This window comes from Thermosulfurimonas dismutans, from assembly GCF_001652585.1.
In the GTDB taxonomy this organism is placed as follows: Bacteria; Desulfobacterota; Thermodesulfobacteria; order Thermodesulfobacteriales; family Thermodesulfobacteriaceae; genus Thermosulfurimonas; species Thermosulfurimonas dismutans.
Genome location: NZ_LWLG01000001.1, coordinates 255,648 through 269,272, shown reverse-complemented (window position 1 = coordinate 269,272; position 13,625 = coordinate 255,648). Strand labels below are relative to the sequence as shown.

14 protein-coding genes are annotated in these 13,625 nt (G+C 51.2%); 4 read left to right on the top strand and 10 right to left on the bottom strand.

Annotation, left to right across the window (positions count from 1 at the left end):
• Nucleotides 1-16 precede the first annotated feature (16 nt).
• From TDIS_RS01495 to gpmI, 3 genes are read left to right on the top strand one after another with little or no spacing between them, the layout of a single operon-like run.
• Complete coding sequence (locus TDIS_RS01495; RefSeq protein ID WP_068668545.1) at nt 17-220, top strand: DUF6485 family protein; 204 nt, start codon at nt 17-19, stop codon at nt 218-220.
• Nucleotides 221-574: a ribosome silencing factor gene (gene rsfS, locus TDIS_RS01490; protein WP_068668543.1), complete on the top strand. Its 354-nt coding sequence runs from the start codon at nt 221-223 to the stop codon at nt 572-574. It begins immediately after the preceding gene.
• Nucleotides 571-2,121: a 2,3-bisphosphoglycerate-independent phosphoglycerate mutase gene (gene gpmI, locus TDIS_RS01485; RefSeq protein ID WP_068668542.1), complete on the top strand. Its 1,551-nt coding sequence runs from the start codon at nt 571-573 to the stop codon at nt 2,119-2,121. Before rsfS ends, gpmI begins: the two co-directional genes overlap by 4 nt.
• On the opposite strand, the gene TDIS_RS01480 is transcribed toward gpmI, so the two are convergent.
• Nucleotides 2,105-2,425: a hypothetical protein gene (locus TDIS_RS01480; protein WP_068668541.1), complete on the bottom strand. Its 321-nt coding sequence runs from the start codon at nt 2,423-2,425 to the stop codon at nt 2,105-2,107. The two genes, gpmI and TDIS_RS01480, sit on opposite strands and share 17 nt — an antisense overlap.
• 3 nt (nt 2,426-2,428) lie before the next feature.
• Complete coding sequence (locus tag TDIS_RS01475; RefSeq protein ID WP_084270892.1) at nt 2,429-3,328, bottom strand: selenium metabolism-associated LysR family transcriptional regulator; 900 nt, start codon at nt 3,326-3,328, stop codon at nt 2,429-2,431.
• Nucleotides 3,329-3,388: 60 nt separating this feature from the next.
• On the opposite strand from TDIS_RS01475, the gene ispG reads away from it, so the two are divergent.
• Complete coding sequence (ispG, locus tag TDIS_RS01470) at nt 3,389-4,483, top strand: flavodoxin-dependent (E)-4-hydroxy-3-methylbut-2-enyl-diphosphate synthase (protein WP_068668540.1); 1,095 nt, start codon at nt 3,389-3,391, stop codon at nt 4,481-4,483.
• On the opposite strand, the gene rsmI is transcribed toward ispG, so the two are convergent.
• The 8 genes from rsmI to TDIS_RS01430 all read right to left on the bottom strand — a co-directional run bounded on the left by rsmI (nt 4,408) and on the right by TDIS_RS01430 (nt 13,623).
• Nucleotides 4,408-5,310 carry a 16S rRNA (cytidine(1402)-2'-O)-methyltransferase gene (gene rsmI, locus TDIS_RS01465; protein WP_068668539.1) on the bottom strand — a complete coding sequence of 301 codons (903 nt, stop codon included), beginning with the start codon at nt 5,308-5,310 and terminating at the stop codon, nt 4,408-4,410. The two genes, ispG and rsmI, sit on opposite strands and share 76 nt — an antisense overlap.
• Entirely contained in the window at nt 5,285-5,866 is a 582-nt protein-coding gene (locus TDIS_RS01460) for a CDP-alcohol phosphatidyltransferase family protein (RefSeq protein ID WP_068668537.1), read from the bottom strand. Before TDIS_RS01460 ends, rsmI begins: the two co-directional genes overlap by 26 nt.
• A gap of 15 nt (nt 5,867-5,881) precedes the next feature.
• Nucleotides 5,882-7,396: a YifB family Mg chelatase-like AAA ATPase gene (locus TDIS_RS01455; RefSeq protein ID WP_068668536.1), complete on the bottom strand. Its 1,515-nt coding sequence runs from the start codon at nt 7,394-7,396 to the stop codon at nt 5,882-5,884.
• A gap of 82 nt (nt 7,397-7,478) precedes the next feature.
• The gene (gene atpE / locus TDIS_RS01450) at nt 7,479-7,838 is read right to left on the bottom strand and encodes an ATP synthase F0 subunit C (protein ID WP_068668534.1); all 360 of its coding nucleotides are present in this window, start codon (nt 7,836-7,838) and stop codon (nt 7,479-7,481) included.
• A 61-nt stretch (nt 7,839-7,899) separates the two neighbouring features.
• Nucleotides 7,900-8,664, bottom strand: coding sequence for a F0F1 ATP synthase subunit A (gene atpB, locus TDIS_RS01445; RefSeq protein WP_068668532.1), 765 nt, complete (start codon nt 8,662-8,664; stop codon nt 7,900-7,902).
• Nucleotides 8,634-9,110, bottom strand: coding sequence for an ATP synthase subunit I (locus TDIS_RS01440; RefSeq protein ID WP_068668530.1), 477 nt, complete (start codon nt 9,108-9,110; stop codon nt 8,634-8,636). Before TDIS_RS01440 ends, atpB begins: the two co-directional genes overlap by 31 nt.
• A gap of 3 nt (nt 9,111-9,113) precedes the next feature.
• Nucleotides 9,114-9,356, bottom strand: a complete 243-nt coding sequence (locus TDIS_RS01435) for an AtpZ/AtpI family protein (protein ID WP_068668528.1) — start codon at nt 9,354-9,356, stop codon at nt 9,114-9,116.
• A 115-nt stretch (nt 9,357-9,471) separates the two neighbouring features.
• Nucleotides 9,472-13,623 (bottom strand): acyl-CoA dehydratase activase, encoded by a 4,152-nt coding sequence (locus tag TDIS_RS01430; protein WP_068668526.1) that lies wholly within the window; start codon nt 13,621-13,623, stop codon nt 9,472-9,474.
• Nucleotides 13,624-13,625 lie beyond the last annotated feature (2 nt).

The window sequence follows — 13,625 nt, the reverse complement described above, 5'->3', positions numbered from 1 at the left end:
TTTCAGGAGGTAGGAGATGGAATGTAAGAGGGAGCAGAATCTCAAGCGATGCAATTGCACTTATGATCCCTGTCCCAAAAAGGGGATTTGCTGTGAGTGTTTGAAGTATCATCTTTCCATGAGACAGCTTCCGGCTTGCTGTTTCCCGCCGGAGGCTGAACGCACCTACGATCGTAGTTTCGAGCATTTCGCCCGCCTGGTGAACGAGGGAAGAGTTTAGATGGATTCTCGAGAGTTGGCGCTCAAGCTTGCCCGACTGATCGAGGAGAAAAAGGGCGAGGAACTGGTAATCATAGATGTAAGAGGGCGGGCTAGTTATACCGATTTTATCCTCATCTGTAGTGCCCGTTCGGCCAGGCACGTGCAGGGATTGGCCGAATTTATCGAGAGCGAGGCCGCGCGGGAGGGTATACACCCCCTGAGCGTAGAAGGCCTCACCCAGGGGCACTGGGTAGTGATGGACTATGAAGACGCGGTGGTACACATCTTTTATGAACCGGTAAGAAAAGTTTACGACCTTGAGGGTCTGTGGTCTGAGGCTCCCAGATTAGAAATAGAAGAGGGGAAGGCATGAGGGAGGTGAGACCTCTTCTTCTCATCATCATGGATGGCTGGGGATGGCGGGAGGATGAGCATGCCAACGCCATAAGGCTTGCCGGAACCCCAAATTTAGACGCCATCAAGGCCGAATATCCCTTTACCCTGCTTCAAGCTTCGGGAGAAGCCGTAGGGCTTCCGGCTGGACAGATGGGAAACTCCGAGGTGGGACATCTTAATATCGGGGCCGGGCGTATTGTTTATCAGGACCTAACCCGCATAAATCTGGCCATCCGGGAGGGAACTTTTTTTCGTAATCCCGAACTCCTCAAGGTGGCCGAAAAGGTGCGGGAAACCGGGGGAAGGATCCATCTCATGGGTCTGGTCTCTGACGGCGGGGTGCACAGCTCTATCGAGCACCTTTACGCCTTGCTTGAGCTCTATCGTAAAGAGGGCCTATGTGATCGCTTATTCGTGCATGTCTTTACCGATGGCCGAGATACGGCCCCGGATGTGGCTGACCGTTTTGTAGAGGCCTTACTTAAAAAGATGGCCGAACTCGGTTGCGGCAAGATCGCCACCGTCTCTGGTCGTTACTACGCTATGGATCGAGATCGGCGCTGGGAACGCACGCAACTAGCTTACGAGGCCCTGGTGCTCGGCCGCGGGCTTACGGCTCAAGATCCCTTAATAGCTGTAAAAGAGGCCTTTGCCCGAGGGGAGACCGACGAGTTCATCAAACCTACGGTCATAGTAGAGGATGGTCAGCCGGTAGCCACCATAGAGGACGGGGATGCGGTGGTGTTTTTCAACTTTCGGGCCGACCGGGCCCGACAGCTCACTCAGGCCTTAACGGATCCGGAATTCAACGAATTTTCAAGGGAAAAGATCCCGAAGCTGAGCTATTACGTCTGTTTTACCCTTTACGATAAAGAATTCGATCTTCCAGTAGCCTTTCCCCCAGAAAAACTGCAAAGGATATGGGGCGAAGAGGTAAGCCGGGCCGGTCTTACTCAGCTCCGCATCGCCGAGACCGAAAAGTATGCCCATGTAACCTATTTTTTTAACGGTGGTGAAGAAAATCCATTTCCACGAGAGGAACGCAAACTGGTGCCTTCACCTCGAGAGGTTCCAACCTACGACTTGAAGCCCGAGATGAGCGCTTATGAGGTTACGGAGGAATTGATACAGAGGCTACAAAGGAATCGTTACGCTCTGGTGGTTCTCAACTTTGCCAATGGGGACATGGTGGGGCACACCGGGGTGCTTGAGGCCGCCGTGAAGGCCGTAAGAGTGGTGGATGAGTGTGTGGGTAAGGTAATCCGGGTCTTCAGGGAAACCCACGGCGGATCGGTGATCGTGACCGCGGATCACGGAAACTGTGAGCTTATGGCCGATGAAAACGGACATCCTCATACGGCCCATACCGCCAACCCGATCCCTTTTTATCTGGTAGATGACCGGTTTCGAGGACGGAAACTTAAAGAGGGTATTCTTGCCGATATTGCTCCAACCGGACTCTATCTTATGGGGCTTAATATCCCGGATGAAATGACAGGGAAAGTACTTATTGAGGGCGTTTAATTGAATTGCTTCCAAGCATTTCTAGGAGTCGGTCTAAGATCTCCCTTATTTCGTCCTCCCGCGAAAGGATTTCCTCCATCTTCCTTTCGCACCATTCGAGTTCTTCGAGGGATAGGTTGTGCCAAGAGAGAGTTTTAAAGAAGAATGAAAATTGACGTCTTTCCTGTAGCCGACGGTTAAGTTCCCAGGAAATTTCCTCCGAGACCTTGGGAGAGGTAAGGAGATCCGCAAAGAAGTGTAGATCATCTTCTTGCTTGCGATAGAAAGCCTCCAGCCAATCTTTGAGAGTACAAACCCTAGCCATGCCTTAAATATAGCGTATTATTTTCTCTCGGCCAAAATTAAGAAAGGCTTTGGCCAATGGAGAAAGTGTGCGTTTGACCGGATAAACCAGGAAAAATTTCCTTTTGAGAGGCAAATCTTTTACGTAAACGATCCTTAATTCTCCAGAAGCCAGTTCTTCCTCTACGGCCAATTTGGACACAAAGGCCAAGCCTAAGCCGGCTTTGGCCGCTTGTTTGACGGCCTCCGTGGAGCCCATTTCGGCTACAATCTGGAGCTTTTCAGGAGAATAACCTTTCTTCTCCAGAGCGGTCCAAACCGTTCTCCAGGTTCCAGAACCTACTTCTCGAGCAATGATGGGCAAGGACGATAAGTCTGAAACCTTTATTTCGGAAGGAATATCTAGATTTCGAGAACCAATGAGTATGATTTCGTCTTCACAGCAAGGCTCAAAAAAGAGTTCTTGGTCTTCCTCCCTAGCTCCCACCATACCGACTTCGAGTTCTCCGTTCTTTACCAGTTCTATGATTTCTTCAGTGTCTCCCACCTTCACGAAGATCGAAATGTCAGGATAGTTTCTGCGGAACTCCGCAATGAGATGGGGCAGGATGTACTGGCCTGGGATGGTACTTCCTCCCAGATCGAGTTTTCCGGTCTTTTCACCTTTGAAATAAGCCATTTCTCGTTCCATTTCCTTGTAGATCAACAACAGTTTTTTGGCATAGCCGTAAAGAAGTTTTCCGGCTCGGGTGGGAGTCACCGCCCGGGTGTGCCGGTCAAAGAGTTTTAGTCCGAAATACTCCTCTAGAGATTTGATGTGTCCGGAGATGGTGGGTTGGGTAAGATAAATCCGTTCGGCGGCTTTGGAGAAACTCCCGTTTTCTACTACCGCTACCAGGGCCTCAAGTTTTCTCAGATCAATCACCCTTGGCCTCCTTGAACAATTTGGCTAAAATCTAATAAAAACCATAGGAGTTGTCTATAGATGAGTACTATCCCTCGGCGCAGGACTAGGGAGGTCAGACTGGGTTGGATCCGGATTGGAGGGCCTAACCCGGTGGTGGTCCAGAGTATGACCAACACGGATACCCGAGATGTCCCGGCCACCGTGGCCCAAATTCGGGAGCTAGAGGAAGAGGGCTGTGAAGTCATTCGGGTGGCGGTACCTGACGAGAAGGCGGCTGAGGCCCTGAAAGAAATTATTCCTCAGATCCAGGTTCCCCTCATCGCGGATATTCATTTCGACTGGCGGCTGGCGGTGACGGCTCTCAAGGCCGGGGCCCACGGGGTGAGGATCAACCCCGGAAACATCAAAGGGCGGGAGAATGTTAAGAAGATCATAGAGGAGGCCCGGAGGCGAGAGGCCTGCGTGCGGATCGGGGTCAACGCCGGTTCTCTTGAAAAGGACCTGTTAAAAAAATATGGCTGGCCGAGGCCGGAGGCCCTGGTAGAAAGCGCCCTGCGGTGGCTAGATTATATCGTGGGTGACCTCGGTTTTGAAAACGTCAAGGTCTCGCTTAAGTCCTCGGACCTCTGGCACACGGTCTCGGCCTATCGCGAGTTTTCTGAAAGATCGGACTTCCCCTTGCACCTAGGGGTGACGGAGGCTGGAGGGCTCATTCCGGGGACGGTGAAAAGCGCGCTTGCCCTGGGAATCCTCCTTTCGGAAGGCATCGGCGATACCCTTCGGGTCTCCCTTACCGCCCACCCTCGGGAGGAGGTCCGGGTGGCCTGGGAAATCCTCAAGGCCGTGGGTGTGAGACGCCGGGGGCCGGAGATCGTGGCCTGTCCCACCTGCGGGCGCTGCGAGATCAACCTCATGGAATTGTACGAGGAGGTAGAGCGTCGAGCAAAGAAGATAACGGCCCCCATTAAGATCGCGGTTATGGGCTGTGTGGTAAATGGCCCTGGGGAGGCCCGGGAGGCCGATGTGGGTCTTGCCGGAGGCAAAGGCGTCGGCCTTATCTTCCGCAAAGGGAAAATCGTCCGGAAGGTGCCGGAAGATCAACTGCTTTCGGCCTTCTTTGAGGAGATAGATAAGTTCCTCGCGGAAAGACCGGATCTCACAGCCAAGGCATAAACCTCTTTTTTGGAAAGAGACCATTCCTCAGACACGGCCTTAACCGCTTCCTTTAGGGACATACCCTGGTTAAGCTTTTTCTCAAGAAGGGACCGAATTTTGCTTTGATCCAGAGCTAAGTTTTCTTTTTCAGGGGCCTTTATCAGGATCACGAATTCTCCCTGAGGTTCTCTTTCCCGGAAAAGTTCAAGGGCCTCGGAGACCCTCAAGCTTGAGACCTCCTCGTGAATCTTAGTGAGTTCCCGAAAGAGGAGGATTTCTTGATCGCCGAAGCTCTCCAGGATATCAGAAAGGGCGGCTTTTAAACGATGAGGGGCCTCGAAAAACATCAGGGGTCGGTTCAGGTTTCTGATTTCGGAGAGGAGTTTCTGCCTCTCTTTTTTCCGGCGGGGAAGGAAACCCAGGAAGAGAAAACCCTTTGAAAGGTCAATTCCTGAGAGGCTCAGGGCGGCGGTGAGGGCTGAAGGCCCGGGTATAGGAACCACCGGAAAGCCGGCTTTGCGGGCCTCCGCCACTACTAAAGCCCCGGGGTCGGAGATTCCCGGCGTTCCTGCCTCGGAAACCAAGGCCACCTGTAGACCTTTATTCAAGGCCTCAAGGACACGGGGCAACCGTTTGGGTTCGTTGTCCTTGTAGAGACTCAGAAGTCTTTTCCCAGATATCCCGTAATGAGTGAGGAGCTTGCGGGTGGTGCGGGTGTCCTCACATAGGATGAGATCGGCCTCACGAAGGATCTCAAGGGCCCTAAGAGTGATGTCCTTGAGATTTCCTATAGGGGTGGCCACCACATAGAGGCGGCCTTTACTTCCGGCTCTGGCGATAGACATGAAGTATGCGTTGAAGGGCGGTGTAATGAGTAAGCAGGGCCAAGATCACGAGCACCGGCAAAACGAAGCCCGTAACCAGCCCTAAGGTAAGGGCCAGCAGGCGTTCAAAGCGGGTGAAGAGGCCCACCTTGCATTCCATCTTAAGACCCTCGGCCCGGGCCCGGGCGTAACTAACCATGAGCGATCCCGTGAGGGTAAGGAATGAAAGGAGTACACCGATTGTAGAGCCCTCTTTCAGAAAGTAGTAGGTGAGCCCCAAGAAGAGGGCAATTTCGGCATAGCGATCCAAGGTGGAATCCAGAAAGGCCCCAAAGGTAGAGGCCTGGTTAGTTTTTCTGGCTAGCAACCCGTCCACAGCATCAAGCGGCCCAAACACCAGAAGCAAAATCCCTCCCCAACCGATATGCCCCAAGGCAATGGCTAGTCCCGCCAATCCTACTCCTATGAATCCGGCGATGGAGACGGCGTTGGGCGGGATTTTTACCCGGGCCAGAGCCCGAACTAAAGGCAGTAGAAAAGGTTCGCTTCTGGTCTTTACCTTTTCGGTAAAGGTCATACTTGCATTTTGACTTCAAAACAGAGGACGGTCAAGGCTACGGTACTGGATGGCCTCGGAAATATGAGCCGGAGAGATGGCTTCCGTGCCTTCCAGATCGGCGATGGTTCGGGCTACCTTGAGAATACGATGATAGGCCCTAGCCGAAAGCCCCAGACGCTCGCAGGCGGTCTCGAGGAGTTTCCTTCCGGTTTCATCCACCCGGCACCATTTCTTGATCTCCCGGCTCGAAAGGTGGGCGTTGAGTTTGTCCGGTCGTCCGTAGCGCGTGCTCTGAATCTTCCGGGCACGCTTTATGCGCTTTCTAACCGTCTTCGAATCCTCTCCACGTCTTTCCTCCGAGAGCTCCCGATAATCTACCGCGGGTACTTCTAAATGAATGTCAATTCGATCAAGAAGAGGACCGGAGAGTTTGGAACGGTAACGTTTTACCTCTTGAGGACTGCACTGACAGGGACGACGAGGGTCTCCGTAGTAACCGCATCGGCAGGGGTTGAGGGCCACCACTAAAATGAAGCGCGCGGGATAGGTTACGCTGGTGGCCGCCCGGGTGATGGTCACCTGGCCTTCTTCCAGGGGTTCCCGCAAGGCCTCCAGGGCCTTGCGGTTGAACTCTGGGAGTTCGTCCAGGAGAAGTACTCCATTGTGGGCCAGACTGATCTCTCCCGGTCTGGGATGAGCTCCTCCACCTATAAGTCCAACATCTGAAATCGTGTGATGAGGATTTCGAAAAGGGCGGGCGGTAACAAGAGGCCTGTCCGGTGGCAAAAGTCCGGCTACACTGTAGATCTTAGTGGTTTCAAGGGCCTCTTCAGGGCTCATCTCAGGTAGAATGGAGGGCAGACGTCGGGCAAGCATGGTCTTTCCGGCTCCAGGAGGGCCGATCATGAGGAGATTGTGTCCCCCGGCTGCGGCTACTTCTAGGGCCCTCCGGGCCTGTTCCTGGCCGATGATATCCGCAAGATCTTCCTCATAGTGGGGCGGTTCGGGTTTTAATTCCGGCAGGGGCTCCAGATCGATACGGCCTAAAAGGTATTCCACTACTTGATACAAGTGTTCCAGGGCTACGATCTTCAAATCTGGCGCTAGAGCAGCTTCTCGACCGTTTTCTTTCGGAACTATCAACTTTTCGAAACCAAGTTCCCGGGCCTTTAAGGCCACCGGCAACACTCCTCGCGTTGCCTTAAGCCGTCCATCTAAGGCTAGTTCCCCGAGAAAGATGGAGTTTTTAAAAACTTCTTGAGGAAGGATTTTAGTTTCAGCAAGAATTCCCAGGGCGATGGGCAGATCGAATCCGGCCCCTTCTTTTTTGACATCCGCCGGGGCTAGGTTCACCGTAACCTTTTGGGTGGGGTAATCGTAGCCGGAGTTTTTGATGGCCGCTTTGATGCGCTCTCGACTCTCTTTAACGGCACTGTCTGGAAGTCCCACAATAGTAGTTCCTGGGAGCCCAAAGGAGAGATCCACTTCTACTTCTATCGGGAAGGCCTCTACCCCTACTACTGCCGCAGTATAAACCCGGGCAGGCATAACTCTTGGTTAGAACCAAAAGAAAGGGCCGTGGAAGTGTCTCTTCCACGGCCCTTTCTTTGATCTAAATAGAAGTAGAGATTTATCCTCCGATAAAGGCTGAAAGCTTGGAGACAACGGGATTCGCGTAGAACAGGATCAATCCGATAACCAGGGCGTAAAGCACCTGAGCTTCGATAAACGCCAAACCCAAGATCATGGTGGTGGTGAGCTTTCCGCTTAGCTCCGGATTCCGAGCGATACCTTCACAAGCACCACGCACACACTGTCCCATACCAGCTCCGGCTCCTCCAGCAGCCACTCCAATTCCAAGAGCGGCTCCTAAGACAACCGCCGAGAAAAATCCAAACCCTGCAACCATTTTCCCCATACCAGGTTCTGCAGCTAGCGCTAAACCGGTACTCATCAGCAGAAAAAACAGTGTCAGTAACCCTTTCTTCATGACTCCCCTCCTTTATTTGTGATATTTTTTATTATTTTGTGCCTCCTTTTTACCTCTCTCTTTAATGTGCTTCTTCTACCGCACCTGCAAAGTAAGCCAGAGAAAGAATGATAAAGATAAATACTTGAATAACGGCTACTAGAACACCCAGCAATAGAATAGGTAAAGGAGCAAAGAAAGGTCCTGCCAAAGTAATCAGAATGCCCAAAAGAAGTTCTTTAGACATCATATTTGCAAAAAGTCGGACAGACAAAGAAATGATTCTACCGATATGGCCGAAAATTTCTATGGGAAGCATTAAAGGAACAAGCCAAGGAATAGGACCCAAGAAAGTTTTAAAATACCTTAATCCTTGAAATCTCAATCCTAAAAAGTGATAATAGACAATTGTTATAAGAGTAAGCCCCAAAGTAACATTTAAATTAGCGGTCGGACAAATAAACCCAGGAACCAATCCCATGAAATTAGATATTCCTATAAATAAGGTAAACATCACAATTAATGGATAAACTAGAGGTACAAGATTTGGTGAACCATGGTCACCAGTAGGGACATTTTCGCGGGTGAAGTTATAAAGCGCTTCTAAAAAGGTTTCCCAAAAATTTTGAAGACCCTTTGGGATAAATTCTAGTTTTCGAGTGCCAATTATGGCTAGAACTAAAATAATTACGATGGCTAAATAGCCATATACCATGTGAGGAGCTACAAGTTTCGCTAACAAACTGGGTTGACCACCTTCCTGGTAAACATGTTGATAAAATCTCTCACCCGAAGGCAACCCCAGTTTTTGCAATATTAAGCATAAGAAAAGAATCGGCTCTTCCATAACTTAACCCTCCTTTCTAAGAATGGAGAAAGCTTCCCAATGAGCTTGCGCTCAATTAAAATTATAAATGATTGCACAGGAATTACTGACAAGCCTAAAATTAGAAAAACAGGATCAGCAATCTTATATTTAAAAAGAAAAGCAAAGAGCAAACCAATACCTAAAAGGCGAAAATAAAAATTTAATACTACCCCCAATGCTATTTTAGAAGGATTCAGGCCTGCTAAAGCTTTTGCTTTAACTTTAGAACCTTGCTTTTTTAGGTACTTAAAATTAGCTATAGAGAGCAAAACTCCTATAGCACAACTATTAAATACTTGAAGATCCCTAAAAAGTATTAGCATGGAAATGAGTAAGCAAGATGAAAACAAAAAAACTCGTAATTCAAATTGCATTAATAAAGGTTCTTTAATTTCATCCTTTTTAGATGTAGAAAAAAAAGCCATTCACTAACTCTTTTTGTTTTTATTAGTTAGCTTTTTAGCATAATAAATAAAGTTTTTTAAACCAGCTATGCTACCGAGCACTATACCTAAAAGAGTAAACCACGGTTGGGTTTTTCCGTGAAAAATTTTGTTATCAATAAGCCAACCACAGGCCACACCCGCTCCTACAGCCCCTCCAACCATAAGACCTACGTCCAAAGCCCTTCCTAAAGCTCCAAAAATTTCTTGCCAGTCTTTAAGAGCCAACTTAGGAAGAGCTTTTATCAGGAATTTAACTTCAAGTCAATAGCCATAAATACCTCTTAGGAGGGTTTGAAAAATTTTATTGAAAAAATGCAGGCCATTTTACTATCAAACCTTATCAAGAGTGCTCCTCGAAATGCTCCCGTACTTGATACATGAAGGCCTCGATGCGCATACGGGTACCCATAGAGCGCTGGCCGTCGCAGGGTATGGTCAACACGGGCACATAACCTTCGTCTTCCCGGACCCGTTTCAGCAGCATGGAAACTACCGTACCCGGCATGCAAGTGAAAGGGATCACGTTCACGATACCGTTTACGCCGTGGCGAAGATAATCTAGGGATTTGCCTACCGAAAGGATGGCCTCCCCTTCAAACTCATCACTCATATACTTGCGGGCTAGCGCAATAAGTTCCTCTACCGTGGGTTCCTCGGCGGTTCGCAGGAGATCTTTTACTAACTCTGCAAAGCGGTGCTCATCTTCAAGCTGTACGCGATGTTCAATCACCAATTTCAGGAGTTGCTTAAAAAGCCGGTGTCTCTTGGCCCAGCGCTTGGAGGTATAATTGATGTAGTAGAACCACTCTGCGATGGTGGGTACCCAAACTTCGGCCCCTAAACCCTCAAGAACCTTCACGATGTTTTCGTTGGCAAACCGATTAGAACGCACATAGATTTCACCTACGATTCCCACTACCGGTTTCTGACCTTTGCCGTTTGTAGGGATACGGGCGAATTTTTCACGAATCTCTTGCATGACTTCTGTTAGGTCTTCCCGTCTCTCTACAGCTTCTTCCAACCGGGCCACAGACTCCCAGTAGATCCTTTCCGTCTCCCCAGGATTGACCTCATAGGGCCTTGTCTCCCGGAGGAGCTTGTCCAAGAGATCCATACAAATCAGGCCCTTCCAGGTGAGGCGGGTAAAATCGCCTCCCACTATACCAAGGTCTTCGTAAAGCTTTACATCCTGCTGGGGGGAATAGATGGGTACTTCGGGGTAGCCAAGTTCGTCAAGGATCTTGCGGTGGAGACGGTTGTATTGTCCGAAGCGGCAAGGACCAGCCCCAGAGGGCATGAAGAAGGCCGCCCGTTTGGGGTCGAAGTCTGGCTGATTGATAAGCTTGATCATGTCTCCGGTGGTAAGCACCGTGGGATAGCACTCCTTGCCGGAGGTGTATCGCCGACCAAGACGCAAGGCCTCTTCGTCTGGCTCAGGGAGGACCTCGGCTTTCACTCCGCAGGCCCGAAAGGCCGCTGCGAGAACCCGGGCGTGATCCGCCATGTAGGGGATATAAAGGATGCGTCCATCGGTGGGGACGATACGGGGCCGTCGGGGTTTTTTCGGCTTGGGGTAGCTTCTAGTCTTACCTCGAATGCTATCAAGGAAGGCCTCGATCCGGGTGACTACCCCGGCATCCGCACTATGTTCATCAATTTCAATCTGAAGATAGGGTTTCCCGGCCAGAAGTTCTTCAAAAAAGTGTTCGATAAAGGAATCCGGCCCGCAGGAGAAGTTGGTGATGAAGACTGGGAAGAGTTGCGGGTGCTCTCGGCAGACATGGGCAGCAAGGAGAATCCGCTGACCGTAGCGCCAGTACATACCTTCAAGGCCGTCAAGCTCACGGACCTCGGAAAGAGGGAGCATATCCACCGGGATGCCTAGGACCCCAAGGCTCCGAATCTTATTGTGGATGGCAAGATTGGCTCCGGGATCAAAGGCGTTGTAAGGCCGCCCTACGATTACCAGGGCTACCTCGTGGGGTTTAAGACCCTCAAGGACCTCCCGGCCCCGGGCTTTGAGCCAGGCGTAAAATTCCTCCTGGGCGGTGAAGGCTTTCTCCAGGGCCTTTTTCATTTCTTTCCAGGAGACACCTAACTCTTTGGCTAGTACTTTGAATTCATCCCGTAGAAGGGAGCCCCCGGTACCAAAGTGGAAGACCGGGGAGATAATCTCGCTACCGTGTTCTTTGAAATTGATGGAGGAATGCACCGCCCACGGGAAGCCCTGTACATAAGGACAGATCTTTCCGCTCTTGAGTTCCGGATGATCCGAAGGCAAGTCCGAGATCTGGGGGATGAAAATGCGTTTTACGCCGCGCCTCAAGAGATCTAGAACATGACCGTGTGCCAGTTTTACCGGGAAACAGGTCTCGGCGGCCACGATCTCACAGCCTTCCTTGATGATCTCCTTGCTGGTGGGCGAAGAGAGGATTACCCGAAAGCCGAGCTCCTGGAGTAGAACCGCGAAGAAAGGCAGACGCTCCCAGAAAAAGAGGGTGCGGGGGATACCGATCTCGCCCCGGGGAAACTCACCTTCCTCCTGCACGTAGGAGAGGATTTTGCGCTCCCTTTCAAGCACGAGATTGGGAAGATCCGCTGGGGGTTTGCGGTGCTCCACTTCATAACGTTCACAGCGTCCACCGTAGTAATAGGGTGGATTGCCTTCTACGGAGACCTTGTGAATCTCGCAGCGATTGGGACAGGCTCGGCACTCAAAAGTGGATATGCTGTAGCGCACTCGGGTGAGGTCAAAGCCCTTGAAACGGCTCTTTTCCCAACGGCGTTCCTTTTTGGCCAGAAGCGCCACGCCCATGGCCCCGGTGACCTCGTGATGGGGGGGCACGACGATGGGCCGTCCGAGGACCTTCTCAAAGGCCGCCACCATCCCTTTATTGAAGGCTGTGGCTCCCTGGAAGAAGATCTTTTTCCCAATCTTGCGGTCCTCGACCACCTTGTTGAGGTAGTTGTAAACGATGGCGTAGCATAGACCGGCGATGAGGTCTTCCTTGGGGAGCCCCTGTTGCTGGTAGTGAAGAAGGTCGGACTGCATGAAGACCGTACAGCGCTCGCCCATCTCAAGAGGAGCCGAGCTTTTCAAGGCCATTTCTCCGAATTTTTCGATGGGGACCCCCAGACGTACGGCCTGCTCCTCTAGGAAGGAACCAGTGCCCGCGGCACAGGCCTTGTTCATGGTGAAGTCCACAATAGTTCCCACTTCAAGTCGGATGTATTTGGAATCCTGGCCTCCGATTTCAAAGATGGTGTCCACTTCGGGATCAAGGAGCAGCGCCCCCATAGCCTGGGCCGTGATCTCGTTCCGGATGACATCCGCACCTACGAAGTCTCCCACGAGATACCTTCCGGAACCAGTGGTCCCTACCCCTAGAACTTCAACTTCTTGGGGAAGTTTTTGGCGGAGTTGGGCCAGGCCTTCTTTTACACTTTCCAAAGGTTTACCGTGATGGAGGTTATAGACCTTGGCTACTACATTGCCCTCTTCGTCAAGGGCCACCAATTTGGTGCTCACCGAGCCTACGTCAATACCGAGATAGATCTTTTTAGCTGAGGTCTGGACCTTGCGGGGTTTTATATACACCGAGGAAAAAGGTGCCAGCGGAGGGAAACGTTTAGGAGCCGGACGACGCTCTTTGAGATAGGCCCTGAGGATCTCTGAGCCCCGATAATCGGAAGTTGCCCTACCATCGAGACCATATAGAGCAGCTCCAATGGCCCCCATGATCCCGTGGTGCTCGGGTATGATGAGTTCGTGGTCTTTAAGGCCAAAGACTTCTTTTATGGCCCGCCGGACTCCCAAGTTGGCGGCTACGCCCCCTTGGAAGACCACGGGCGGTTCCACCTTACGGCCCTTGGCTAGATTGCTCTTGAGGTTTCTTATAATGGCAAAGCAGAGCCCGGCAATAATCTCATAGTCTGGAACGGCGGCCTGCTGGAGATGGATCATGTCGGACTTGGCAAAGACCGTACAGCGACCGGCGATCCGGGGGATGTTCTGAGCCTTTAAGGCTAGCCGACTGAACTCTTCAATAGAGTAACCCAGGCGGGCGGCCTGCTGCTCAAGAAAAGCCCCGGTGCCCGCAGCACACAGGGTGTTTAAGGCGAAATCCGCGATGCGAAACTTGCCATCTTCATGTTTGATGAATACCAGTTTGGAGTCTTCGCCTCCGATATCAATGATGGTCCGGGCCTCTGGGTGGAAGTGTTCCACGGCCCGGGCATGGGCCATGACCTCGTTTACAAAGGCCACCCCCAGGATCTGGGAGATGAACTTTCCAGCGGTCCCGGTACAAGTGATCCCAGAAAGGTCTTGGCCAAAAAGTTTTTCTACTTCGGAAAGGAGGCGTTCGGCGGTCTCTACCGGTTGTCCGTGAGTCTTTTTATAGACCTTATGGATAAGATGGCGATTTTTATCCAGGACGGCCACTTTGGCTGTTCCCGAACCCACATCCAGACCCACATAAAGCTCGGCCATAG

Coding starts and splice junctions, on each gene's coding strand:
- TDIS_RS01495 (WP_068668545.1), top strand. CDS start 17: ATGGAATGTAAGAGGGAGCAGAATCTCAAGCGATGCAATTGCACTTAT.
- rsfS (WP_068668543.1), top strand. CDS start 221: ATGGATTCTCGAGAGTTGGCGCTCAAGCTTGCCCGACTGATCGAGGAG.
- gpmI (WP_068668542.1), top strand. CDS start 571: ATGAGGGAGGTGAGACCTCTTCTTCTCATCATCATGGATGGCTGGGGA.
- TDIS_RS01480 (WP_068668541.1), bottom strand. CDS start 2,425: ATGGCTAGGGTTTGTACTCTCAAAGATTGGCTGGAGGCTTTCTATCGC.
- ispG (WP_068668540.1), top strand. CDS start 3,389: ATGAGTACTATCCCTCGGCGCAGGACTAGGGAGGTCAGACTGGGTTGG.
- rsmI (WP_068668539.1), bottom strand. CDS start 5,310: ATGTCTATCGCCAGAGCCGGAAGTAAAGGCCGCCTCTATGTGGTGGCC.
- TDIS_RS01460 (WP_068668537.1), bottom strand. CDS start 5,866: ATGACCTTTACCGAAAAGGTAAAGACCAGAAGCGAACCTTTTCTACTG.
- TDIS_RS01455 (WP_068668536.1), bottom strand. CDS start 7,396: ATGCCTGCCCGGGTTTATACTGCGGCAGTAGTAGGGGTAGAGGCCTTC.
- atpE (WP_068668534.1), bottom strand. CDS start 7,838: ATGAAGAAAGGGTTACTGACACTGTTTTTTCTGCTGATGAGTACCGGT.
- atpB (WP_068668532.1), bottom strand. CDS start 8,664: ATGGAAGAGCCGATTCTTTTCTTATGCTTAATATTGCAAAAACTGGGG.
- TDIS_RS01440 (WP_068668530.1), bottom strand. CDS start 9,110: ATGGCTTTTTTTTCTACATCTAAAAAGGATGAAATTAAAGAACCTTTA.
- TDIS_RS01430 (WP_068668526.1), bottom strand. CDS start 13,623: ATGGCCGAGCTTTATGTGGGTCTGGATGTGGGTTCGGGAACAGCCAAA.